The 25,641-nt window shown below is 41.2% G+C and carries 12 protein-coding genes, 1 pseudogene and 4 riboswitches; of the genes and pseudogenes, 11 read left to right on the top strand and 2 right to left on the bottom strand.

Features of this window, described 5'->3' with window-relative positions:
• Positions 1-10: 10 nt before the first annotated feature.
• The gene (locus NV379_RS19105; RefSeq protein WP_258208940.1) at positions 11-1,732 is read right to left on the bottom strand and encodes a sigma-54 interaction domain-containing protein; all 1,722 of its coding nucleotides are present in this window, start codon (positions 1,730-1,732) and stop codon (positions 11-13) included.
• A gap of 365 nt (positions 1,733-2,097) precedes the next feature.
• Between NV379_RS19105 and NV379_RS19100 the strand changes: the two genes are divergently transcribed.
• From NV379_RS19100 to NV379_RS19080, 5 genes and pseudogenes are all read left to right on the top strand, one after another.
• Complete coding sequence (locus NV379_RS19100) at positions 2,098-3,288, top strand: NAD(P)/FAD-dependent oxidoreductase (RefSeq protein WP_258208939.1); 1,191 nt, start codon at positions 2,098-2,100, stop codon at positions 3,286-3,288.
• Complete coding sequence (locus NV379_RS19095; RefSeq protein WP_258208938.1) at positions 3,285-4,307, top strand: proline racemase family protein; 1,023 nt, start codon at positions 3,285-3,287, stop codon at positions 4,305-4,307. The genes NV379_RS19100 and NV379_RS19095 overlap by 4 nt, the downstream gene beginning before the upstream one ends.
• A 194-nt stretch (positions 4,308-4,501) precedes the next feature.
• Complete coding sequence (locus NV379_RS19090) at positions 4,502-10,312, top strand: immunoglobulin-like domain-containing protein (protein WP_258208937.1); 5,811 nt, start codon at positions 4,502-4,504, stop codon at positions 10,310-10,312.
• 12 nt (positions 10,313-10,324) lie between these two features.
• Positions 10,325-11,518: pseudogene (locus tag NV379_RS19085) on the top strand (DNA-binding protein); the annotation flags it as partial.
• 151 nt (positions 11,519-11,669) lie between these two features.
• Positions 11,670-11,757: riboswitch (cyclic di-GMP riboswitch) on the top strand.
• Positions 11,758-11,817: 60 nt separating this feature from the next.
• Positions 11,818-11,907, top strand: a riboswitch (cyclic di-GMP riboswitch).
• 78 nt (positions 11,908-11,985) lie between these two features.
• Entirely contained in the window at positions 11,986-16,197 is a 4,212-nt protein-coding gene (locus tag NV379_RS19080; protein ID WP_258208936.1) for an InlB B-repeat-containing protein, read from the top strand.
• A 60-nt stretch (positions 16,198-16,257) separates the two neighbouring features.
• Here the strand turns inward: NV379_RS19080 and NV379_RS19075 are convergent, their stop codons facing one another.
• Complete coding sequence (locus tag NV379_RS19075; RefSeq protein WP_258207826.1) at positions 16,258-16,914, bottom strand: anthrax toxin lethal factor-related metalloendopeptidase; 657 nt, start codon at positions 16,912-16,914, stop codon at positions 16,258-16,260.
• 89 nt (positions 16,915-17,003) lie between these two features.
• Positions 17,004-17,090: riboswitch (cyclic di-GMP riboswitch) on the bottom strand.
• Positions 17,091-17,171: 81 nt separating this feature from the next.
• Positions 17,172-17,258: riboswitch (cyclic di-GMP riboswitch) on the bottom strand.
• Between the two features lie 737 nt (positions 17,259-17,995).
• Between NV379_RS19075 and essC the strand changes: the two genes are divergently transcribed.
• The 6 genes from essC to NV379_RS19045 all read left to right on the top strand — a co-directional run.
• The gene (gene essC / locus NV379_RS19070) at positions 17,996-22,606 is read left to right on the top strand and encodes a type VII secretion protein EssC (RefSeq protein WP_258207827.1); all 4,611 of its coding nucleotides are present in this window, start codon (positions 17,996-17,998) and stop codon (positions 22,604-22,606) included.
• Positions 22,606-22,860 (top strand): methyltransferase, encoded by a 255-nt coding sequence (locus NV379_RS19065; RefSeq protein WP_258207828.1) that lies wholly within the window; start codon positions 22,606-22,608, stop codon positions 22,858-22,860. The genes essC and NV379_RS19065 overlap by 1 nt, the downstream gene beginning before the upstream one ends.
• Before the next feature lie 33 nt (positions 22,861-22,893).
• Positions 22,894-23,196 carry a WXG100 family type VII secretion target gene (locus NV379_RS19060; RefSeq protein ID WP_258207829.1) on the top strand — a complete coding sequence of 101 codons (303 nt, stop codon included), beginning with the start codon at positions 22,894-22,896 and terminating at the stop codon, positions 23,194-23,196.
• A gap of 28 nt (positions 23,197-23,224) precedes the next feature.
• A complete protein-coding gene (locus tag NV379_RS19055) occupies positions 23,225-23,527 on the top strand; it encodes a pore-forming ESAT-6 family protein (protein ID WP_258207830.1) in 303 nt (100 codons plus the stop codon).
• 138 nt (positions 23,528-23,665) lie between these two features.
• Complete coding sequence (locus NV379_RS19050; protein ID WP_258207831.1) at positions 23,666-24,352, top strand: hypothetical protein; 687 nt, start codon at positions 23,666-23,668, stop codon at positions 24,350-24,352.
• 429 nt (positions 24,353-24,781) lie between these two features.
• Positions 24,782-25,641 (top strand): hypothetical protein (locus NV379_RS19045; RefSeq protein WP_258208935.1); only part of this gene is annotated, 860 nt, incomplete at its 3' end.

Below are 25,641 nucleotides of genomic sequence, written 5' to 3'. Positions count from 1 at the left end.
TCATCCTCAATTATTCAATAAGCCCGAGCTTGTTCATCTTGTTGTATAACGTAGCTCGACTCATGCCAAGTCGCTTTGCGGCAGCTTGCTTATTTCCTTTTTCAAGATCAAGTGCCTTGAGAATGATCTGCTTCTCGTGAGTTTCCATCTCTTTCTGCAAAGAACCGACCGCTGATGGGATCAGTACAGGCTCTTCGTAGTCTTCGGATTTCTTGCGCGTATAGATGGACTGCGGCAAGTATTCTCGCTTCACTAGCCCGTCGGCTGCAAACACTACAAGGCGCTCCACCGTATTGCGCAGCTCACGAATATTGCCCGGCCAGTCATACTGCATTAGATCGAGCATCACTTCTTGTGGGAGTCCTTGAATCAGGCGGTTGTAGCTAATCGCGAATTCGTATAAGAAATATTGGGTCAGCTCAATAATATCTTCTTTCCGTTCACGTAGCGGTGGTATATCAACAGTCACGACATTGAGGCGATAGTATAGGTCTTCGCGGAACAAGCCTTTCTTCACAAGCTGCTCCAGATCTCGATTCGTTGCAGCAACGACACGGAAGTCTGCTTCTAATTGCTTGGTTCCACCAACAGGGTAATACTTACGTTCTTGAAGGACGCGCAGCAATTTCACTTGCATATCCAGCGGCATTTCCCCAATTTCATCTAAGAAAAGAGTACCACCTTTTGCAAGCTCAATTTTGCCCTTCTTCCCATTGTGATCAGCACCAGAGAAGGCTCCTTTTTCATAACCAAATAATTCACTTTCAAATAATGAAGGTGGAATCGCGCCACAGTTAATCGCAATGAAGGGTGCATCGATTTTCTCGCGTGTATCGTGAATGGCTTTAGCGAACAACTCCTTACCCACACCGCTCTCGCCGAGAACCAGAACCGTTGCTTTCGTGGAGCCAACTTTGCTGCTCATCTCAATGGCATGCTTGATCGCACGACTCGTTCCTTTAATATGGATAAAAGGATCAGAGGACGGCATAAGCTGCGCCATCTGCTGCTGAAGATGATGTACTTTGGCTGTGGCATTGAACAGTTCTTGGTTGAGCCTTACTTCGCTCGTAATGTCTTTCTCCGCAGCAATGGAACCGATAATCTTCCCATCAAGCATAATTGGATTCGAATTAATGAGCACATATAGATCAGGACGAGGTTGGTGCTGCTTGCGGAACACGGAATCGCCGGTTTGCAGCGCACGCAGCGTTTGGAGCATATGAATCGGGAAAAAATCCGAGATCGGCTTGCCAAGAATGTCTTTGGCTTTAATTGAAAAAATATCTTCTGCACCCTTCGTCCATACGATCGTCCGCTCATCCTCATCAATCATTGAAATGGAAGCATCCATCGTTTCAATCATGCCTTCAAAAAAAGCCTCAAGCCGCTGATGCGACTGGAATAAGGCGTCCATAAGATCGGAAGTAATTAGGTACCCAAGCGGATTGCCGGCTTCATCTTGGATAAATATGTAAACGTTTTCATGAAAACATTGTATAATAGACTTAATTGGATCGGTAACACAAGCTGACGCAATAGGTTGCCAAGCAGTATCGTTATAGGAATAAACTTGATCGCCATGCTTGTAAAAATGGATTTCTGCAGAAGTTTGTAGACTTCCCTTGCTTCCGAGAACGGGTGGGTTAAATGGTTGTTTTAATTTTTTATCAGCGGTATAGGTGAAGTTTGTTCGGAGTAGATCGATTATTTGTGGTAGTTTGTGTTTCAATAGATTCACCTCGTCATTATTATCTGAATAGTAAAATAATAATAAATTATACACATATCGAAGCGAAGTGTAAATTTATTTGTACATTTTAAGAGATTGTTCGAAAAAACTGGCCACTTCAGAGAAAAACGCATTTCCGGTCGCTGTCTCAATCGTGAACTTTGAATTTATTCTGCTGTACTTTCACGATTTCAAAGGCGATCACTACGTTCCTACAATGCATTTTTCTCTTCCGTTTACCTTTTTTTAACATTTTATTAAAACTAGCAAGCAAAAACAAAGGTCATACCCACTGGCATCAATCTTGCTAAAGAATGAAATAACAAAGTGAAATCCATAATCAACACGTGCAAAGGGGATCAACAATGAGTGTTAAGCATACAGAAGTTGCGATTATCGGTGGTGGGATCGTAGGGTCATCGATTGCTTATTTTCTTGGGAAAATGGGAGTAGATGTTACCGTTATTGAAAAAGGAGAGCTGGCAAGCGGCACATCCTCCCGGTGTGATGGAAACATCCTTGCCATTGATAAAGATCCAGGATTCGACAGTCAGATGTCGCTCGTAAGTCAACAGATCATTCATGAACTGAGTCAAGATTTGACTCGCAAATTCGAATATCGGGCACCGGGAAGTATTCTGGTGTGTGAAACGGACGAGGAAATGGATGCAGCGAAACAGTGGGTGGATCGTCAGAAGGCGCTTGGGCTTTCGTTTCGGATGCTGGATCGACAAGACATTCTTGACGAGTCGCCTTACTTTGCCGATGATCTGCCGGGAGGACTCGAATGCGCGACAGATTCAACGGTGAATCCATACTTACTTACGTATTCTTTATTTGAAGATGCGATGAATAAATATGGTGTGAAAATGTGTTTACATACGGAAGTGTTAGGAATAACTCAAGGTGGAACGAGTAGTGGATTTACGATTCGAACGAATAATGGGGATATTACAGCTACCAAGATCATCAACGCCGCAGGGGTGTGGGCACCTAAGATCGGACAGATGATTGGTATCGAGATCCCGATTGTTCCACGCAAAGGCCATCTTATTGTAGCTTCGCGCCAGATGCCAGTTGGCATACGTAAGGTGATGGAGTTCGGCTACTTGATCTCTAAGTTTGGTGGAGAGCGTAAAGTTGATGAAGAGACAGCGAAATATGGTGTTGCTCTTGTATTTGAACCGACTGAAAGTCAGAACTTCTTAATCGGCAGCAGTCGAGAGTTTGTAGGATTTGATACCTCCTGCAACATGGAAGTTGTTCGTTGTATGGCACGAAGAACGTTAAGGTTCTACCCGAAGCTGCACGACTTTAACATTGTGCGAACCTACACGGGTTTAAGACCATGGACGAGTGATCATCTCCCGATCGTATCTGAAGTTCAAGAAGTACCGGGCTTCTATATCGCAGCTGGACATGAAGGAGATGGCATCAGTCTTGCAGCAGTAACAGGTAAATTAATGAGTGAGATCATCACAGGACAGTCGCAGACGATTGTTTCGCCAAAACCACTACGTTTCGAGCGATTTAAAGAGAGGGTGCACACCTATTGAGAGCGAAGAAAACTTTTACAACGGTTGATACACATACTGGGGGAAATCCGACGAGAACAGTCACAAGTGGACTTCCGAAGCTGATTGGCAGCACGATGATGGAGAAGATGCTGTACATGAAGCAGGAACATGATGATATTCGCCGTATTCTGATGAATGAACCAAGGGGACATGAGGTAATGTCAGGTGCATTACTTACTGATCCTTGCCACCCAGAAGCCGATATTGGCGTAATCTACATCGAGACAGGCGGCTACTTGCCAATGTGTGGGCATGATACGATTGGCGTATGTACGGCACTTGTGGAGACAGGGATGATACCAGTTAGCGAGCCGGTTACTACGATTAAGCTGGATACACCAGCGGGACTTGTTGAAGCTTCTATTACGGTGGAGAATGGGAAAGCATTGAGGGTCTCTTTTGCCAATATTCCAGCATTCTTGTTAAAAAGCATTCAGGTCGAGGTTGAGGGATTTGGCAGCATTGATTGTGACATTGCATATGGTGGTAACTTCTATGCCATAATTGACGCACGCAAGATTGGGTTGGAACTTATTCCATCCAATGGTTCGAAGATCGTCGAGACAGCTATACGTATCCGTAAGACGATTAATCAGTCGGTAGAGGTTGTGCATCCCGAACTTCCTTCGATTAAGGGGTTAACACATATTGAGTTCTATACAGACCCTACCCATCCCGAAGCGCATGTGAAGAATACGGTTGTTGTTCCACCTGGCGGAATTGATCGTTCACCTTGCGGGACAGGAACCTCTGCGAAACTCGCAACCTTGTATCGTAATGGGCAATTAGGTATGAATGAGGAGTTCGTTCATGAGAGTATTGTCGGTTCGATTTTCCGTGGAACGGTTGTGGGAGTAAGTGAAGTAGGCGGTATTCCAGCTGTACTGACTCGTATTGAGGGGTCTGCTTGGATGATGGGGATGCATACGTTCTTTTCCAATGAGGATGATCCGTTAAATGAAGGGTTTCTACTCATACCCCCTGCTGATGATCATTAATTGAATTAAGAAATTGTAAGTATAACGGTATATGAAGCATGTAAGAGCTGTTAAAGTCTTGCCTGCTTCATATGCCATTTTTTTATCTGAAAAATAAATATATTATTCATTTGAAGATGAATTTGTCCGAATAAATTATGGTAGGATTAGGGTGTACACCCTTATTCATGATTATTATTGTAGGAGGAGTTGTAATGATATTTAGGAAAGCAGCGAAGTTAGCACTTATTTTCGCGGTAGTATTCAGCCTGTTCTTCAGTAGTAGTGCGCTTATGGTTACACAGGCGGCAGTAAGTGATGTAAGTTTGAAAAAAGAGGACGACAAGCTATCACGCAGTGAATTTATGCAGCTCGTCAATCAGTTGTTTCCTAAACAAAAATCGATTGATCCATTTGGAAAAGGACTAGGTACAAGTGGCACGATCAGCAAGCAGGAAGTGAGCAGTTTATTAAAATCGCTCGTTCCGACTGAAGGGACTTATGGTAATTCTTTAAATGAAATGATGACACTTTGGAATAAAGATGCACTCGGAACATTAAGCAAGAAAGGAGCCAAGGCGGAGTTAGACGACCTACTTGCTTCTTCGAACCTTTTTGTAACACGTGGTGAAGCGAAGTCTATCTTAGATTTCTTAGATCAATTATTAAATCGGACGATGGTTGTAAGTAAAGCAGGCACTGTCGATGCGATTAAAGGCGATCATGTGATTGTAACGACAGGTAATGTGAAGCTTCAGAATGTCACAATTCCCGGTAACCTCGTTCTAGCAGGAAGTGTAGGAGAACGCAGCGTTCATCTTCAGAATGTGAAGGTACTGGGCAAGACAATCATTCTAGGCGGCGGAACGAATGGATTTCGCATCGAAAATTCACAGTTAAATGAAATGGACGTGCTGAAACGTTCTGGTAACGTAGGCGTGATTGCTGAAGGTACAACAACGATTAACCAGACGTATCTGCTATCCGGTGCGAAGCTTGAGAACAAAACAGCAGTAGGATTCAAGCAAATTGCAGTTGAAGGATTCCTATTGTCTCAAGTTAAAGTCAAGTTAGTAGGGAATTTTGCAGCTGTAGATGTAAATGGAATGCGAACATCCTTAGAACTTAGCAGTGGTACAGTGGATAAACTGAATTTCCAAGCAGGTGCAATCTTTAGTGACCTGATGGTGAATACAGATGCTGTTGTTAAACTCGCAGACTTCTCATCTTCAGTGAAAGTGACAGGCAATGGCGTGATTGAACATGCCCGTGTTCACATCAGCGGTGTTAACTTTGCGAAAGCACCGAACGCATATACGCTAGATAAGTTTGTCTTTATTATGATCAACAACAAAATCATTACCACATCTAAGCCTCCAACAACACCAACACCGACACCAACACCGACACCAACACCAACACCGACATCAACATCAACACCAACACCGACATCAACACCAACACCGACACCAACACCAACACCAACACCAACACCAACACCAACACCTGTGCCAACTCCGTTCCACGTTCGTTTGTTGGGGCTGAACGATCTGCATGGAAAGATTGATCAGACGTATAGTGAAGATCTGAATGGAGACAAAGTAGCTGACGTAACAGTTGGCAGAATGGATACACTCGCTGGATATTTTAAAGGAATAAAAGCACTAGATCCTACACATACGTTATTCGTAGAAACAGGAGATGCATGGGGTGGAAGCTCACCGGTATCTGCATTACTCCAGGATGAGCCTACTATTGAGCTAATGGAAGCGATTGGCTTTGATGTAGGAACAGTAGGCAATCATGAGTTTGACGAAGGCACGCAAGAGATGCTTCGTATGGTGAAAGGCGGAGAGCATCCACAGGGTAAAGGAACACCGAATTATGATGGTATTAACTTCCCGATCTTAGCAGCTAATGTTTCATACAAGAGTGACGGCAAGCTAGTTCTTGACCCTTACACAGTGAAAGAAATTGATGGCGTGAAGATTGGATTTATCGGCGTAGTAACTCGTAACGCAGCCAACATGGTCATGCCAGCTGGTATTCAAGATATTGTCTTTACGGATGAAGCAGAAGCCGTTAATAAGTACACAGCAGAGTTGAAACATCAGGGTGTTAAAGCAATTATCGTTCTTGCTCATATGGAGTCCGAAGGTTTAGGAGACAAAGTAACAGGTGCAGCAGCAACAATGGCAGCAGCGATTGATGATGAAGTCGATGTAATATTGTCTGCACATAACCACAAGATTGCTAACGGTGTTGTAGACAATAAGCTGATCGTGCAAGCTTGGGAATACGCTAAAGCCTTCGCAGATATCGATTTGCTTATTGATCCTGTAACGAAGGATATTATCGAGAAGAAAGCTGAGATCGTCTACAACGACCAGAACAAGCAAGCAGCTGATCCAGAGGCGAAAGCCATTTTGACCAAATATATGGATCAAGTTCGTCCACAGATTGAGCAAGTCGTAGGAAATACAGTGAATGCAATGGAAGGCAGCTATACGAATAATGGCGATCATGCACTTGGAAATTTAATTGCAGATAGCATGAAAGCGTCGATGAATGCCGACTTTGCACTGATGAATGGCGGAGGTATTCGAGATAAAGTAGATGCTGGGGACATTACATGGGGCGAGTTATTTAATATTCTACCGTTTAACAACATTGTGATGAAGGTAGATATTAAAGGAGCAGACTTAACCAAGATCGTAAATGCACAGCTCAGCAAGCTGTATGGACCGGATTTCAGCATTGGCGGATTTAAATATAAGTATAACGTCGATTTGAATAAAGTTACTTCCATTACAATGTTAGATGGATCACCGATTGATCCAGATCGAACGTATACACTTGCGATTAATAATTACATGTACACGTCAACAGGTTCTAAATATATACCAATGGGGCAGCTTGGCAAGAATCCTGTAACTGGCCCAGAAGATTTAGAAGCACTCGTTAATTTCGTTAAAAGCTTTACAAGTCCAATTGATTACAAAGTTGAAGGTCGCATTCAGAAAGATGATGGTGGTACGAATCCAGACCCAACTTTACTAACGATTGGGCAAGTACGTCAAGCAGCAACAGCCGATGGAAACGCAGTCAAAGTTCGTGGAACAGTGACAACAACGCCGATCGTGAGTACAAATGCAACGAAGGGAAGCTTCTACGTACAAGATGAGACAGGAGGCCTTCTTGCATTCACGCCTACGGTTGAAGGTGGGGAAGCTCTAGTCATTGGTGATCGTGTAGAGATTAGTGGCAAGAAGTTAACCTACCAAAGTGAGATTGAGATTGATAAGGCAGCGGTTAAGAAGCTAAGCTCAGGTGTTGCTCCTCAAGGTAAAATCGTAACAATTAATCAGCTTCAAGATCATTATGCAGAACTAGTCACGATTGAGAATGTGGCGGTCTCGAATATGGCTGCTCAGAAATTCACAATGACGCAATCAGGTGTCAGTTATGAAGTATTTTTACAAAAATATGGGGTAACAACTTCCTTGAAGAATGGTGACTTTGCTTCTGTAACAGGGGTTGTAGGTGTATTCGGTGGTAAGCCGCAGTTGTACCCTCGTCTATCCTCTGATCTTATAGGCACAGGCGGATTAACCGATGGGCAGATAGTAGCAACAGACTTGGCAGCATTAACTTTGGATGAAGCAACAGGACTTACAAGTGATCTAACCTTGCCATCAGTTGGTGACAATGGTTCCAGTATCACATGGCAGTCCAGCCACCCAGCATTTATCACAGAGGCAGGAAAAGTTACGCGTCCAGCTAAAGGTGAGCCTGATGCAAAAGTTCAATTGACTGCAACCGTAACGAAAGGTACAGAGACAGGACAGAAAACCTTCAATATGACTGTCATCGCTGAGCTTAAATCAGTTCAGGATAAGTTAGATGAAGCGTCAGCGAATCTTCAAGTCGTATATGACGGATCAGCGTCTACGATTAACTTACCTTCATCTGGATTAAACGACACACTTATCTCTTGGCTATTAAAAAATAGTTCTCAATCCTCAATCGTTGATGTCACGAACGGTCAAGTAAATCGTTCAAGGCTTACACAAGATGTGAATGTAGTATTAGTAGCTACCATTAGCTTAGATGGTACTAGCAAGACCAAAGAATATACGATTCAAGTGTATAAGAGTGATGCAAGCCCGATTGTTGTAAGTGGCGTTACAGAAAGTGATGCAGCGGTTCAAGGTTATGCGAAGCGTGGTGCGACCGTAACGATTCGTACGGGAGTTGTGACACTTGCAGCGGCAGTTGCAGATTCGGCAACAGGTGCATTTAAAGCTACGATTGCCCCTCAAGAAGCGGGTACGGTACTCGAAATTTCAGCTGTGAAGACGGATGAAGGTTATGTCAGCGATCCGATCTATGTACTTGTGCTTGAAGCGGGTGCGATGTCAGATCAGGATGCAGTGAATGGAGCAATTGCAGCTATTACAGATGTGCTTGTGAAGAAAGATAATACAGATTTACAGCATGTAACGAGCACACTTAACTTACCAACTACAAGTGTGAATGGAACAACTGTAACTTGGACCTTCAATCAACCGTTAGTCGTGGGTAGCAATGGTGTAGTTAAACGTCCGTTAAAAGGTGAACCAGATGCAGTTGTAACACTTACAGCAACGGTTACACGTAATGGAGTAGTTGGAACGAAAGATTTTACAGTGACCGTACTTGCCATGACAGAAGATCGTCAGATCATGAAGATTGATCCAATCGCAGTTTCTGTTGTAAAAGGCTCAGTCTACTCGCTTCCATCCCAAGTGCAAGCAACAATGAATGATGGTAGCCATGAGCAAGTTCAAGTAACATGGTCGCCTGCGGTTGTTGATACGAGCGTAATTGGAACGACTCTTTTCGAAGGAACAGTAAACGGATATGCCTCTAAAGTAAAGCTTACTTTAACTGTGACAGAGCCAGTTGCTGGCTTAACAGTGGCTGAAGCAAAAGCAAAATCTAAAGGCACGATCGTAACGCTTGTTGGCTATTTAACTTCTAAGAATGCACTTAGCAATACGAATGAAGTATTCGTAATTGCCGATCAGAAGGGCGCTGTGGATTTCAAAGCGGGTAACGCTATCCAAGTGCCAACGAACGTGAAATATTGGGCTTCTAGCGCTTTAAAGACCGTGTTGGATATTGCATCTATTAATGCTCAAGTTCGCATCACAGGTACAATCGATGATTATAATCTAGTTCCATCCCTTGAAGTGATTACAGCTGTTGAAGTGCTGTCAGATCAAGGTCCAGGTCCAAAGCCGAATACAGCACCTGTAGCGAAGAATGTTGCGATTACAGGAAATGCTGTCGTGGGTCAGACGTTGACTGGCAGCTATGTATATGAAGATGCAGATAGCGACTTGGAAGGAGCTACTATTCTCAAATGGTATGCAGATGCTGTTGAAATCGTAGGTGCCTCTGGGGCAAACCTTGTACTAACAGCATCTGAAGTTGGCAAAACAATTACGTTTGAAGTTACTCCAGTTGCATCTAGCGGAACTTTACAAGGTACAGCTGTGAAGAGTGCTGCGACAACTATTGTTAAAGACACAACACCAGATCCAGTGGTGGTCATGACAGAAGATTTTAACAGCAACTTTAAAGGTGGCTATGCAGTTGCGAATGTGGACTTAAGTTCAGGGAACTGGACGATGGACAACGCAATGGCAGGTAATCAAGCTAACGACAAGAAGAACGGAACTTACTCGCTTCGAGCTAGAGCAAATGCGAATATCATTATGAACTTTGACGTTGCGGGAGCTTCAACATTCGAGATCTACTCTTCCACTTACGGTACGGAGACAGGTGCACAGTGGCAGTTATTGAAGTCTACGGATGCGGGAGCAACTTGGACAGAAGTAGGTACAGTGGTGGAGAGTGCGAGTACGCTAACTCCGCATCTTTTTAACATTAATGAATCAGGTCCTGTTCGCTTTAAAATTGTTGTGACAGGTGCTTCGGGTAAGAGAATGAATTTCGACGATATTACAATTCGTAAATAAGGAGGTCTGGGTATGGTACTATTTTCGAAAAAAAGTAAGTCAATTGTATCACTTGCTGTCGCTTTAACGCTTACAGGTGCCCTATTCTTAGTTCCTGCACAGGCTGAGAAGGCGACGGATCCTGCTCCACAGATTGCAGCTGTAGGTACGCAAAAAGGCAAAGTATTGTTCGATAATACGCACGGTCAGACTGCAGGTTCGGCAGATTGGGTCATTGATGGAGCATTCTCTGACTTTGCGAATGGAGTTGCGAAGCAGGGGAATTTCGTAACCGAACTGCGGAAGACAACGCCGATCACTTATGATGATTTGAAAGAATATGATGTGTTCGTTATACCAGAGGCTAACATTCCTTTCAAGGTGACAGAACAAGCAGCGATGCTTGAGTATGTGCAGAAGGGCGGTAGTATCTTTTTCGTAGGGGATCATTATAATGCGGATCGGAACATGAACCGTTGGGATGCGAATGAAGCGTTTAATGGTTACCGTAGAGGTGCATGGACGGACCCATCTAAGGGGATGAATGCAGGTGAGAAGGCATCCAGTGCAATGCAAGGTGTCCAGAGCTCAGATTGGCTGGGGCAAAATTTCGGCATTCGTTTCCGGTATAACGCACTTGGCGATATAACAGCTCCATCTATTGTTGTTAAACCAGCGCAAGCGTTTGGTATCACGAAGGGTGTAACGACTGTGGAGATGCATGCAGGAAGCACTCTTGCAGTACTCGATCCGAAGAAAGCGAAGGGCATCGTGTACGTACCTAAGACGACTTCATCGTGGAATAATAAAGTGGATAAGGGTAATTATGCGGGTGGAGGAATTGAAGAGGGTCCTTATGTAGCTGTTGCTAAAGTCGGTTTGGGCAAAGCAGCTTTCATTGGAGATTCTTCCGCAGTCGAGGATGCAACACCAAAGTATCGCGATGAGCGTGACGGGAAAGTAAAGAAGACATATGACGGGTTTACAGAAGGGGACGACGGGGTTCTACTGGTAAATCTGATGAACTGGCTAGGAAAGAAAGAGACTTATAAGAGTTTGGATCAGATCCAAGGCTTAGAATTAAGTCCTGTGACGAATCTGATCACATCTGGTCCAGAGAATGAATTTCCACAAGAGTCTATTGAGCCACAGAAAGAACCTTGGGCTGCACCATCAGGCGGCTATAAGTGGTATGATCCGACGAGTTTTGCAGATGGAGCTTATGGGAAGTAATGTTGTAAAATAGGATAATGAGACACCCTTCGACTTAATTGAGCAGAAAGGTGTCTTTATTGTCACAATTTTCACAAATAAGATGTTGACAAAATACTCCTTTAAAAATATAGTAGGTAATAGGTTGGTAATACTTGCATCACTAAACTTAATATGGCACACTAATTCGAAAGATTAGGTCGCAAAGCCAGGAGTCTAAAAGTATTCGTACTTATGATCGTCCGGTTGCATATAACAACATGTTATTGCAGCTGGGCGATTTTTGTTATGTCAAGGTAAGAAAAGAAAAGCACAACTGAATACGGCACACTAGTCCGAAAGGACTAGGTCGCAAAGCCAGGAGTCTAAAAGTACATGTTACTTATGATCGTCCGGTTGCATATAACAGTAGGTTAGTGCAATTGGGCGTTTTTTGTTTTGAAGAAGGAATTATTTTTATTTATTAAAAAGGGGTGCCGAGAATGAAGCAGGTATGGAGAAAAGTTGTCACTTGGTTATGTACGGTTGCAATCGTACTAGGTATGTTGCCTGGAACGCTTGCATCAACTAAAGCAGCAACAACAAATCCAGGTCCAGTATGGCCAAATCCAGGAGCAATTAACTTAACGAAGAAGGCAGAACCGACAAGTGTAAGTGACGAGTGGAAAGTGACGCTTACTGCTGAAGGGAAAAACCTAGCAATAGGATCAGACGTTGTTTTGGTGATTGACCGATCAGGTAGTATGGACAATACGAAAAAACCTGAAGACTCCAGAATGACTAAAGCAAAGCAAGCTGCTAACAAATTTGTTGATTTACTCTTAGGTAAAGGATCCATTTCGAATGTTGCAGTCGTCTCCTTTTCAAAAGATGTAACAGTTGAATCTGATTTCGTGGGTACTGCCGGAGTTAAAGGTTTAAAAGATAAAATAAATAAATTAGAAGCTGATGGAGGCACAAATATCCAAGGTGGTATTAATAGTGCTCGAACATTACTTCAAAAAAGTAAATCCAATAATAAGGTTATCGTACTACTAAGTGATGGCGAACCAACTTACAGTTATAAAGCAAGTTCAGTTGCGAGTTATTCGAAATGGGTTGATAGCCAACATAATTTTGCACTTTCAAATTTTGATTATAGCAAAGTAATTGGTTCAGGAAGTAGTTACTCATTAAATAGTTCATATGGATTTGATTGTGATTTTTGGGGCTGGACTTGTAAGTACAAAGTTGAGGATAACGGAATTGGTACAATTTCCGAAGCAAAGATTGCAATAGACGCTGGAATTAAAATGTACTCAGTTGGTCTTGAAGTAAAAGGCAATGAAAATGCTACGTATGTATTGAAAAATGTTCAAAACAGCGGCTACTACTCTTCAAGTAGTTCAGAACTCGAGAAAGTATTTACAGAGCTTGCTGGTAAAAACGTATATGCAGCAGCAGATGCAGTTGTTGTAGATCCAATGGGTGAATTCTTTAACCTGAAGTTGGCGAGTAAAGACATATCAGTTTCGGACTACACGCTCACTCAGGGAACGATTGAATGGGATGCAACAAAAGAAAAGTTTACTTGGAAAGTCGGAAATATTATCGAAGGTGCACCAGCACAACTTACGTATACGGTCAAAATGGATTCCAAGAAAAATCCACAATCGGGTGAATTGTATCCAACCAATGGTGATACAACGATAACGTATAACGATGCAAAAGGCACTCAAACAACAAAGAATTTTGAAGTGCCAAAAGTTGCAATTGGTAAAGGTTCCATTCTTGTTAAAGGATACAAAGTCAATGAATCAGGTAAGCCTGTTAATGAACAAGGGGTTGAAGTGGAATCACCTGAGAAGGCACAGCATTTATATAGTGAAAATTTTAAATTTAATAATGTATTAGCTTTAGATCTTAGTAAAACATACTCTGTACCAGCACTAACTGTTACGGGTTATAGCCTTAAGTCAGTGGATAGTCCAAGAAATGTATTTTTGAGTTCTTCAAATCCGTCTGAAATTGTTTGGTATGGATACATTGGGAATTATTCCGTTACCTATGATGTAAATAAAGGGACAGGACCAGCACCAACTGAAACAGCAAAAGCAGAAGGTGCAAAATTCAAAGTTGCAGGTCATGAAGCGATTACAGCTCCTGCGGGTAAAAAGTTTAAAGAGTGGAATACAAATGCAGAAGGAACTGGCACTGGATATGCAACAGGTGCAGAAGTAACAATGCCAGCTCACAATCTAACACTATATGCAATATGGGAAGTAATCCCGATTACAATGTACTCCGTTACTTATGATGTAAACGGAGGAACAGGAAAAGCACCAACTGAGGCTGAAAAAGAAGCAGGTGCGAAGTTCGCAGCTGCAGGTCATGAAACAATTACAGCTCCTGCGAAGAAACAATTTAAAGAGTGGAATACAAAAGCAGACGGTTCAGGTGATGGCTATGTAACAGATGTAGAAGTAACAATGCCAGCAAACAATCTGACGCTGTATGCAATATGGGAAGCTGTTCCGGTTACCACATATACTGTTACCTATCATGAAAATGGAGGAATAGGACCAGTACCAGCTGGAACAGTTAGCGAAGCAGGTAAAGACTTCACGGTTGCAGGTCATACAACGATGACAGCCCCAACGGGTAAACAGTTTAAAGAGTGGAATACAAATGAAGACGGTAAAGGTGCTAGTTATGCAGCAGGAACAGTAGTGCCAATGCCAGCAAACAATCTAAATCTGTATGCAATATGGGAGGCTATCCCGGTTACCACATATACTGTTACCTATCATGAAAATGGAGGAACAGGACCAGCACCAGCTGGAACAGTTAGCGAAGCAGGTAAAGACTTCACGGTTGCAGGTCATACAACGATGACAGCCCCAACGGGTAAACAGTTTAAAGAGTGGAATACAAATGAAGACGGTAAAGGTGCTAGTTATGCAGCAGGAACAGTAGTGCCAATGCCAGCAAACAATCTAAATCTGTATGCAATATGGGAGGCTATCCCGGTTACCACATATACTGTTACCTATCATGAAAATGGAGGAACAGGACCAGCACCAGCTGGAACAGTTAGCGAAGCAGGTAAAGACTTCACGGTTGCAGGTCATACAACGATGACAGCCCCAACGGGTAAACAGTTTAAAGAGTGGAATACAAATGAAGACGGTAAAGGTGCTAGTTATGCAGCAGGAACAGTAGTGCCAATGCCAGCAAACAATCTGACGCTGTATGCAATATGGGAGGCTATCCCGATTACAATGTACTCCGTTACTTATGATGTAAACGGAGGAACAGGATCAGCACCAGCTGGAACAGAAAAAGAAGCTGGTGAAGGCTTCACGGTTGCAGGTCATGAAACAATGACAGCACCTGAGGGTAAACAGTTTAAAGTGTGGAATACAAATGCAGACGGTTCAGGTGATGGCTATGTAGCAGGTTCAGAAGTAACAATGCCAGCAAACAATCTAACACTGTATGCAATATGGGCTACTGATGAAGTACAACCAGAATTCCGCAATGTTACAGTTAAATATTTTGAAAGAGACACTAACACGGAACTTTCAAAACCTATACAAACCTCAGGTGAAGTAGGTAAAACAATTACTCTCACTGCGAAATCAATTTCTGGTTACACTCCTATCGAGCAGAGTACTCAATATCAAGTAACCAATGGAGAAATTCAGGAGCATATTTTCTACTACACGAAAAATATTGAAGTACCAGTAATGCGCCCAATTTCTATTCTTTATCTTGAGAATGGCACAAATCAAGAATTAGCGTCATCTACACAAACTCAAGGTGAAGTTGGAAAAAGCATTACGCTTACAGCTAAAGCTATTACAGGTTACACGCCTATTCAATCTAATGCTTCCTATTTGGTAACAGATGCTGCACAACAAAGCTACACATTCTACTACACGTTAAACCCAACTAGACCTAATCCAGACGATAACGGCGGATCAACGCCAAGCACAGGTGGAAGCAACAACGTAACGCCATTGCCACCGTTACCTCCACTGCCGCCAGTACCGCCGAAGTTAGAGAAGGATCTACACTTTGACTATGTAGCAGGTTATCCAGATGGCACAATTAGACCAGAGAATAACATCAGTCGTGAAGAAGTAGCTACAATCTTCTACAGATTGATGGAAGACAACAGCCGTAAGGAATTCTTATCAACGAATCAATCTTTCACTGATGTAGAGAATGCTCGTTGGTCGAATAAGTATATCGCGACAATGGCTAAAGCAGGTGTCATTAGCGGTTATCCAGATCTCATTTTCAAACCAGACACACCGATCACAAGAGCTGAATTTGCAACAACCGCATCGAAGTTCGATAAGCTCGATGAGCGTGATAACGATTCATTTACAGACATCTCAGGACACTGGGCTGAGAAATATATTGCATCCGCTGCGAACAAAGGTTGGATCAAAGGCTACGCAGACAAGACTTTCAAACCTGATCAGTACATCACGCGCGCTGAAGCAATGGCATTCATTAATAGCGTATTAAATCGTAAAGTGAAAAAAGAAGGTCTAGATACTCACGCGAAGAAATGGCCAGACAACACAGAAGATAAATGGTATTACCTCGATGTGTTAGAAGCTACTAACAACCACGACTACAAGCGTGAAGATAAGACTTCCGAAGCTTGGAAGAACGTGAAACCAGATCGTGTTTATCCTTAAGTAAATAAAAAAGAAGTTCCTCTAACCACTACGGTTCATGAGGAACTTCTTTTTTTGTTATTACTTGTTAAATAGCTTGTCCAGAAAATCATAAGTCAGAGGCATATCTTTCTTCAAATCTTCACGAGTTGCTTTACTATACAAATACAATGTAGCTGTTTCTGCAAAATATTCAGTTGGATAAGCACTTACATAACCATCATCTTTGTAATTAATTTCTGCTTCTTTCTTGAAAATCTCATTAAACTCTTTACTTGCACTTATTTCTCCAAGCGCCATGCGATCTACAGCATGTAATGTTTCATGTAGTTCTAAGTTCTGGCTGTTATGCCCGTTATGTTTATCACTGTATCCAATACGAACAATAACGTTATTTGTGCTAACACCAGGTATATCATCCCAAGTAAGTCCTGTTTGTTCCCAACCTCTTGGTGTAACCCCTTTGTACTGAGCAAATTCAGGTTCTTCTGTAATTTTGCCGTTAACAAGCTTGATTCTAACCGATTTTTCTTTTAAGTTTTGTAAAAATTTCGCTGGGATCTTAGCGAGTCTCTCTTTCATATGTTCTGTTTCTTGGGTGTCGTAATGGTCAGCTGGTAATTTCACAATATCATTAACAAGAGCGAATGCTTCAGTTTGGGCACTTACAGGCTTTACAGCTGTAACGCTACTTAGTAATACCGCAGCAGCAAATAGTGCAATAAGTGTACGTTTCATAAAAGAAAACCTCCCGAAATATGCTAGATTAATAGATTAATCTTCGCCGAACGGAAGGTTTGTATTACGTATGCACGTAAATCTTCCATACCGGCAACTGGCTGGCATAGCGGATAACCGCTTTAGCCCCTATAGCTTTGCGTCTCCATTTTTCAATGGATTTGCCTTTATCAATATGAGGGTCGAGCAATAGAAAAACCCCTCTTTACCTAGTAAAGAAGGGTTGTCATAACGAATCATCGTTAAGAAGCTTCAGTACCGGTAACTGGCTGACATTGCGATGAATCGCTTTAGTCCCTATAGCTTTGCGTCGCCACTTTTAAGTGGGTTTGCCTTTATCAATATGATAAATATGTAATTTGGAAAATCTTTGAATCTATTAATAGATTAATACTTGATTAATAGAAAGTCAATCCTTCTATTCTGTATTTTCGAAAAATTAATAGGTATATGTGATCATTTTTAAACAAACGAATGTGTAACGATATAGGGTCGAATGAACTAGAGTTAGGATTAATGACGATTAACCCGATTATTAGCATAGTGCTAATCCATGTAATTGTGGGTTAAAGCAACAATTTATAAGTCCCACAATAGGTCTTATTTAGGATATGTTCGACAAGTTTATCAGAAAAAAAAGTATTTTCAATTATCGACAAAAAATTACAGTTGCAATATAATGGGTAGTACCTCACGATATTTAGTCCTGGTTCTTAGGTAATTGGAATCAACACGTGATAACAATAGTTCTAGTAAAAAGGGGGCATTTAGACCAACAATACGATAGTTATATTGGAGTATCATCAGTCCGGCACAGTCGTATGAGAGTGTCTGAGCAAGATAAATAAGGGGGCAATTTATAAATTATTTATTAATCATGTAGAAGAGTTATCTATACATATTCTCAAAGAAGAAATACACATATTGCGTGATGCAACGGAAGCATCGACGTTTATTTCAAATTTGTTTTTAGATCATTCGATCAGTAGAACTTATTATCAAATTTACCCGTATAAGGGTTTCTATTGTTATATTCAAATTGGTTTATTTTTTCCTGTAATTGAAACTGAGGAGAAACAATATGCAGCTATCTTTATTGAAAGAAAATGTAGTATATCACTGCGTTTTACCTGAGAAGAAGACTGGACAGTATTGGATCACGCAATCCAATCGTCTTGGTTATGAAGAACGGGTCATTAGCGTGGAAGGTGTAGAAGGTGAATGGCTGCTAAAGTCTAACAGAAATGCGATTATCCTAGATCAGAACAGCAAGAAGATTGCTGAATTAAGGATAGACGCAATGACGATTACCCACATCCATTTAAAGAAAACGAACGAAGTCGTTATTCTTTTTGCTGAGCCGATAACGGAAGATCGAAAAAATTATCAAAAGCTTTTTTTACCGCAAGAAGGTTTGTTCAAAATCGGCCGAGTGAACGGCTGCGAGCTACAGTATGGGAATCGCTATGTTTCCTCTGTACATGCTGAGATGTTCGTTACCCCTACATCACTCATGATTCGAGATCAGAATAGCTCTAATGGAACGTTCGTTAACGGGAAACGTGTAGTCGAACAGATGTTGAAGCCTGGAGATATGATTTATATTATTGGCCTTAAGATCATTGTCGGTAATGGATTTATTGCAATTAACAATCCTGATGGACAAGTCGAGTACAACAGTAACGTGTTTAAGCTCTTAGTGAAGAATAAGCCTAAAATTCAAGAAGAACTGGATGATTTCGAGGAAGAAATAGCAGAAGGTGATAAGTTCTACCGTTCACCACGATTTAAGCGTGATATTGAGAAGATGGAGCTCAAGATCGACCCTCCACCTGCTAAGGGCAACATGGAGCAAACACCACTCATGCTCATGTTAGGTCCATCCATCACAATGGGAATGGCATCCCTCTTTACTGCTCTATATTCTGTGCAAAATGCACTTCAGAACAAAGGGAACATCATGAGTGCTGCACCAACATTAGTCATGTCCCTCAGTATGCTGATTGGCTCGATCTTATGGCCAATACTCGCAAGAAGGTATGAGAAGAGGAAACATATTCGAAATGAGCGTATCCGCCAAGAAAAGTACAAGATCTATATCGAAGATGTACGACAGGAAATTGCTAGTACAAGCGAATATCAGAAGCAGATTTTACATGAGAATCACGTAACAATTGACAACTGCGTATCAAGAATTAAGCATCTTAAACGTAATCTATGGGAACGTACATACAGGCAAGATGATTTTTTGAAAATCAGTCTGGGAATAGGAAACTTACCACTTGCAGCTGACATCAAATTTCCTGAAAAAAGATTTTCTCTGGACGATGATCACTTGCAGGAGCAGCTGTATTCACTGGCACAAGAGCCAAAGACGTTGGAGCAGGTTCCAATCTCATTGTCATTGCTTGACGACTGGGTCAGCGGAATGATCGGAAGAAGACCACTCGTCATTGATGAGGCAAGAGGACTGATCTTACAGCTTACAGCATTACATAGCTATGATGAGCTCAAACTTGTGTTTTTGTACGATAAGAAAGAGGCCGATACATGGGAATTTGTTAAGTGGTTGCCTCATGTATGGAGCAATGATAAATCGATCCGTTTTATTGCTACAGAGCCAAGTGAGGTTAAGGAACTTTCGGTCTATTTAGAGAGGGAGATTGCCAAACGAGAGCATATTTCATCAGATGAAGAGTTAAGGGAAGTTACACCCTATTATGTGATCTTCGCTATCGACAAAAGTCTGTCAGATAAGGCGGAGATGATGAATGTTCTCCTTAAGAAGAAAGAGCATCGCGGCTTTAGTCTCATTCACTTGTACGATGAGTTAAAAAATTTGCCTAAAGAGTGCTCCATGGTTGTTGAATATAACGGAGATGTATCGAAGATATATGACAAAGATGACATATCAGGGAAACATATTGCCTTCGAGCCGACGTTATTTTCACGAGAAAGCGAGCTGGATCTCGCAGTACAGATGGCGAATATTCAGTTGGATACTACAGGTGCCTCATATGCATTACCGAATATGCTAACGTTCCTGGATATGTTTGAGGTTAGCAAGGTTGAACATCTTAATGCACTTACGCGCTGGAAGGATAACGATCCAACTCTGTCACTAGAGACGCCAATTGGTGTAATGACAACAGGAGAACGATTCTTCCTGGACTTACATGAGAAGTATCACGGGCCGCATGGCTTGATCGCTGGTATGACGGGATCAGGTAAAAGTGAGTTTATTATGACGTTTATCCTCTCGTTAGCGGTTAACTATCATCCGCATGAGGTTGCTTTTATTCTGATCGATTATAAAGGCGGTGGGATGGCCAATGCCTTTACGACTTTGCCGCATCTGGCAGGTACAATTACGAATCTTGACGGTGCTGCTGTAAAGCGCTCCCTAGTTTCAATCCAAAGTGAGCTAAAACGTAGACAAGCTATTTTTAGCGATACGAGCAAGATGTTAAATATAAGTAATCTTGATATTTATAAGTATCAAAAATTGTTCCGCGATGGTCAGGTAACAGAACCACTGCAGCATCTATTTATTATTTCTGATGAGTTTGCTGAACTCAAAACACAGCAGCCTGAGTTTATGGCGCAGCTTGTGAGTGCCGCACGTATTGGTAGAAGCTTAGGCGTGCACTTAATTTTAGCAACCCAGAAACCATCAGGCGTTGTTGATGATCAAATCTGGAGTAATAGCAAGTTCCGTATCTGTCTGAAAGTACAAGAGCGTGCAGATAGTATGGATGTTATCAAACGACCAGATGCAGCAGAGCTATCGGTTACAGGACGGTTTTTCGTACAAGTTGGCTTTAATGAGCTGTTTGAGTTAGGCCAATCCGCATGGGGCGGCGCTCCCTATTATCCTTCTGACCGCATAGAGTTGAATAAGGATGAAAGCATCACGGTCATTGATAATTTAGGGCGTGTCGTCAAGCAGTTAAAGATAGATAAGCGCAAGAAACAATTTGCAAATCCGACGAAACAACTTGATGAAGTGAATAACTACTTGGCAGCAATCGCCAAAGAAGAAAACATTAAGATCAGATCCCTATGGCTTGAACCGATTTCTGAGTTTATCTATTTGGGTGATGTGAGAGGGGAACTTCAGGAGAGTAATCAAGTCAAGGGTGAGCTAAATCCAGTGATTGGTAAATTTGATGATCCCGAGAATCAGAGCCAATTCCCGATGACATTCCCTTTAACCAGAGAAGGAAATGCGATCATCTACGGTGCAGCTGGAAGCGGAAAGACAACGTTCTTGTCCACATTGTTCTATTCACTTATTGAAGAGTATACGCCGTCTGAGCTTAATCTGTACGTTCTTGATTTCGGTTCTGAGACGATGCGGGCATTTAGCGAAGCGCCTCACGTAGGGGATGTTCTTTTATCGCATGAGACAGAGAAAGTTAACAATCTCTTAAAGATGCTCTACAAAGAAGTTGAGGAGCGTAAGAAACTATTTGCTGATTACGGTGGGGATTACCATTCTTATATAAGAATGGCCCAAACTGATATGGCTGCAATCGTCGTTGCTATCCATAATTACTCTGCATTTACGGAGCTATATGAGGATAAAGAGGAACAGATCGCTTATTTAACACGAGAAGGAGTAAAGTACGGCATTTATTTCATTCTTACAACTTTAAGTACAAGCGCTGTGCGATTTAGATTGTTACAGAACTTCAAACAGTTGTACGTACTTCAACTTAATGATGTGAATGATTATTCAAGTGTGCTAGGTAATGTGGAGGGTGTGTATCCTTCCAAGTTCAAGGGAAGAGGTATCATGAAGACCGATCGGGTCTACGAATTCCAGATTGCCCATGTACATGAGGACATCGAGCAGAGATTTGATCATATACGAAAGAATTGCAGTAAGCTGTCAGAAAGTTGGACAGGATTACGTGCGAGAAGAATTCCAATATTACCTGATGTCATTGATATCTCCTTCTTCATTAACGAGTTGAAGCAAAACTCGACTCGGAAGATTCCAATAGGTGTTGAGAAACAAAGTTTGTTACCTGCTTGGTTTAATTTTGAACAGCAATATGTAGGGCTTGTATTATCGCAAAATAATGACAATACAAGTTTTGTTCAGGGTCTAGCTGAGGTTATAGCTGTGAGAGCGAATACGGAATTAATGGTGTTAGATCCAGACATGAAGTTCGCTCCAGACGACTCCAAAACTTATAAGCTGTTTAGAACCCAAGCGGAGCTCGATCAAGTTGTTGTTGATTTATTCAGCACCTTAGTCAGTCGAAACAATGCGTATAAGGATGCTATTGCAGCGGGGGAACCTGCTCCAACCTTTGAGAGGTTAACTTGTATCATTCACTCGTTCTCGAGTTTATTCTCAAGTTTATCTGATGACTCCAAGGATAAGCTAAAGGTATTGCTTGAGAAAGGTGAAGTGATGTATCAGGTGAATTTCATTCTTTGTGAACGTGTTTCTTCTCTATCCTCTATATCATTTGAGAACTGGTTTAAAGCGAAGGTGTCCTTAAATGATGGTATTTGGCTAGGTAATGGAATATCTGATCAATATCAGTTGAAAGTTGGCAAACTGACTTCTCCAATGTACGAGGAGATTGGAGATGGATTCGGTTATACAGTTACGAATGGAAAGACCGTTCTGATTAAGCTGTTAACATCGACCATGTATCCGATGGAGGAACAATAATGATGGATAAAATTCTTGTTGAGGTATATACACCTGCGATTAATCAAGCTTATGACGTATATATACCACTAACCTTAAAGCTTTATGAGGTTGAGATTTTATTAACGAATGCGATAGCTGATTTATCGAATGGTTACTTCGCAGCATCCAGAGACACCGTTATTTGTAATAGAGAAACGGGAACGATCTTGGATATTGACATGTCAGCTCAAGAGTTAGGGCTTCATAATGGCTCTAGGCTGATGTTAATATAAAAAATTTATTTTTGAGAGGGGATTCAATTATTTATGGCAAGAAAGATTGTTGTAGATCCAGCAAAATTAGAAACTGTAGCGAAGACCATGGATGGTCATTCGGCCGAGTACCAACGTTTGTATGATCAATTATTTAATGAAGTTAAGAATATGGGGAACGCTTGGAAAGGTCAAGATAATGTGGCCTATACAACACAAATTGAGGGTTTCAGAGATGATTTTGACAATATGAAAAAATTAATGGAACAGTACTCTGGATTTCTAAAGCAAAGCGCAACCACATACAAAGAAACACAAACAGATATCGTAAGCGCAGCTAAAAGATTGACAAACTAAAATTATATTGTGAAGGAGGCTCATACATATGTCTATTGAAGGGATCAGTATATCATTCGCCGAGGTAACCAATACGGCTTCTACAATTACTACTTTAAACGGAAACTTAACTACAAAGCTAGAGGATATAAAGAAGGAAATGAACAGCTTAACGAACTCCTGGGAAAGTGATGCTTCAAGAACGATTCAAGAAAAATTCAATGCACTTGCTGCAAAATTCGTGGATTATAAAAAAATAATTGATGAGTATTCAAAATTCTTAAATACAACAGTTTCAAACTATGATTCAGCTGAAACTACTATTAATAATAACGCAAGTCAATTTAAATAAGTTTACACATGTATTGAGGGCTGCAGGTTATTCTGCGGCTCTCCATACCATTTCAAGAAGGGAAGTTTACTAACTTTGAAAAAAAGAATTATTTTACATATATTCATGATTATATCGATGTTAGGAGTGTCGGGATGCATGTTTGCACCTAAAGAGTACAGGGTTAATAAGATGTTGGATTATTTAGAGGATAAGTATGGTGAGAAGTTTGTGGAGGAGTATTTTGAACCGGGGGGTATGATTTATCCTGGTAAGTCTGAGGGTGATAGTATGATGGTTTATCCAGAAAAAAATAAAGAACTACCGTTTAATGTACATAAAAATATGAAGAAATCAGGGTATAACGATAATTATGTGTCTGCAAGCTTAAGCTACCAATTTACTGAAAAATATAAGTCTGGTGTTGAAAAATTAGATAATAGAGAGAAGGCCATAAAATTCTTTTTTGCATTATCAAACCGACCGCATGATCCAAGTACAATTAATACACCAATCGATGATTTTGCAAAGGATATGAGCTATGAGGGGGAAATTGAGTTATTCGTAGCAGTAAGCGCAGAAAGTGATCAAGATTACAAGAAAGATGCAAAGTTCTTACGTGATTTATATTCCTATATGCTGAAAATAACAAACAGAAATTTCCTGATTTCGGTAGCATACGTACAGAAAAACAAATTTCAGCCAGCAAAAGACTTAATACGGATATCACATACAACCAATTTTGCATGGACTTGGATGGGTGATGGTTTTATGCGTGATATAACTTTTAAGGGTGACCGTACTGTACAGAATATAGGTTATTTCGAAGATATGGTTGGAAGGTGATGACAACGTATGTCAATCAATATGAATGACTTAAGCAACGAGGAAAGATATTTTTTATCGAAATTATCTTATATTGATTTAAAAAATGTAATTACTAACACATATTCTGTAAGCTACACGATACCTGAAATATTATTTTATGCTACTAAATTGGACTCTAATGAAGATAAGCTTGATGAAATTAACTCTCTTATAGAAACATATGATTCTTTTATAAAAAATAATAGAACAACATTAAGCGATGTAAGGCTGATTGGATACGAAAATCATAATACGAAGGGAAGCCCAACCGTACATGATAAGACCGGTTTCGTTGGTTATGCCTTAGAAGACAGTAATGGGAATAGAGGGGTGCTTTTCCGAGGAAGTGAAATTTATGCATCGTTAAACCTAATAGATTGGGTAGATTGGCCTGATAATATACGGTCAATGTTAACAGGTACTTCCACGCAAATCGAGCAAGCGAACGCATTCTTCGATAAGTACAAGATTGAGGGAGGAACAAATTCACTTTATGGACACTCCAAAGGGAGTAACCTTGCAACAGAAGTATTCCTCGATAATTTAGATATGGACATTTACGCGTACTCTGTAAATGGACAACCGGTGTTCTGGAATGATCTAACAGAAAGGAAGAAAACTGCACTTAGAAGTGAACGTTATATGTTCGTTGTACAAAAAGGAGATGTAGTGAGTGCTGGCGGCAATGTAGATTATGCAGATGTAGTTGTAGGTCTCAAAGAGACTTCAGGGTTCCACATCCAATTCTTATATGCACATTCTCTAGAGAGTGTGGAATTTGATGCGGATGGAAATTTCAAATCTTCAAGAAAACCCAACATCGAGGATCGAGAGCTCTCTAATAAATTATATTCTTGGATTAATAGTGTGATCAAGATGAAGGAAACTTACTATTTATTCGCTGAGAGTGTGAGAGCAACTTATGTCGCAGTATCGCAAGAGGCATACGAGGCTGTGAAATTTATTAAGGATAAATGTATCGAGCTCGCTTCTAAATTGGAAAATTGGACACGAGAGACAATTGAAAGGGTGAATGTGTGGTTTGATCAGGTCGCTCAAAAGGCGAAACTTTATTTCCAAGAGATGAAAGACTGGTTCTTCGGCCGTGATACATCAACGCCAATGGAGCCCCACATTTCCGTCAATATTGGTAGGCTGCAAGAATATGCGCAAAGATTAATGTCCATTCGAAGACAAGTAAGTGAAGTGAATGAACGAATAGAAGACTTGTATTTCAGAGTGGGGTTCTCCGGCATACATAATGTGTT

Origin of the sequence: Paenibacillus radicibacter, from assembly GCF_024721995.1 — a bacterium.
GTDB classification, from domain to species: domain Bacteria; phylum Bacillota; class Bacilli; order Paenibacillales; family NBRC-103111; genus Paenibacillus_AM; species Paenibacillus_AM radicibacter.
This window is presented reverse-complemented; position numbering and strand designations above follow the sequence as displayed.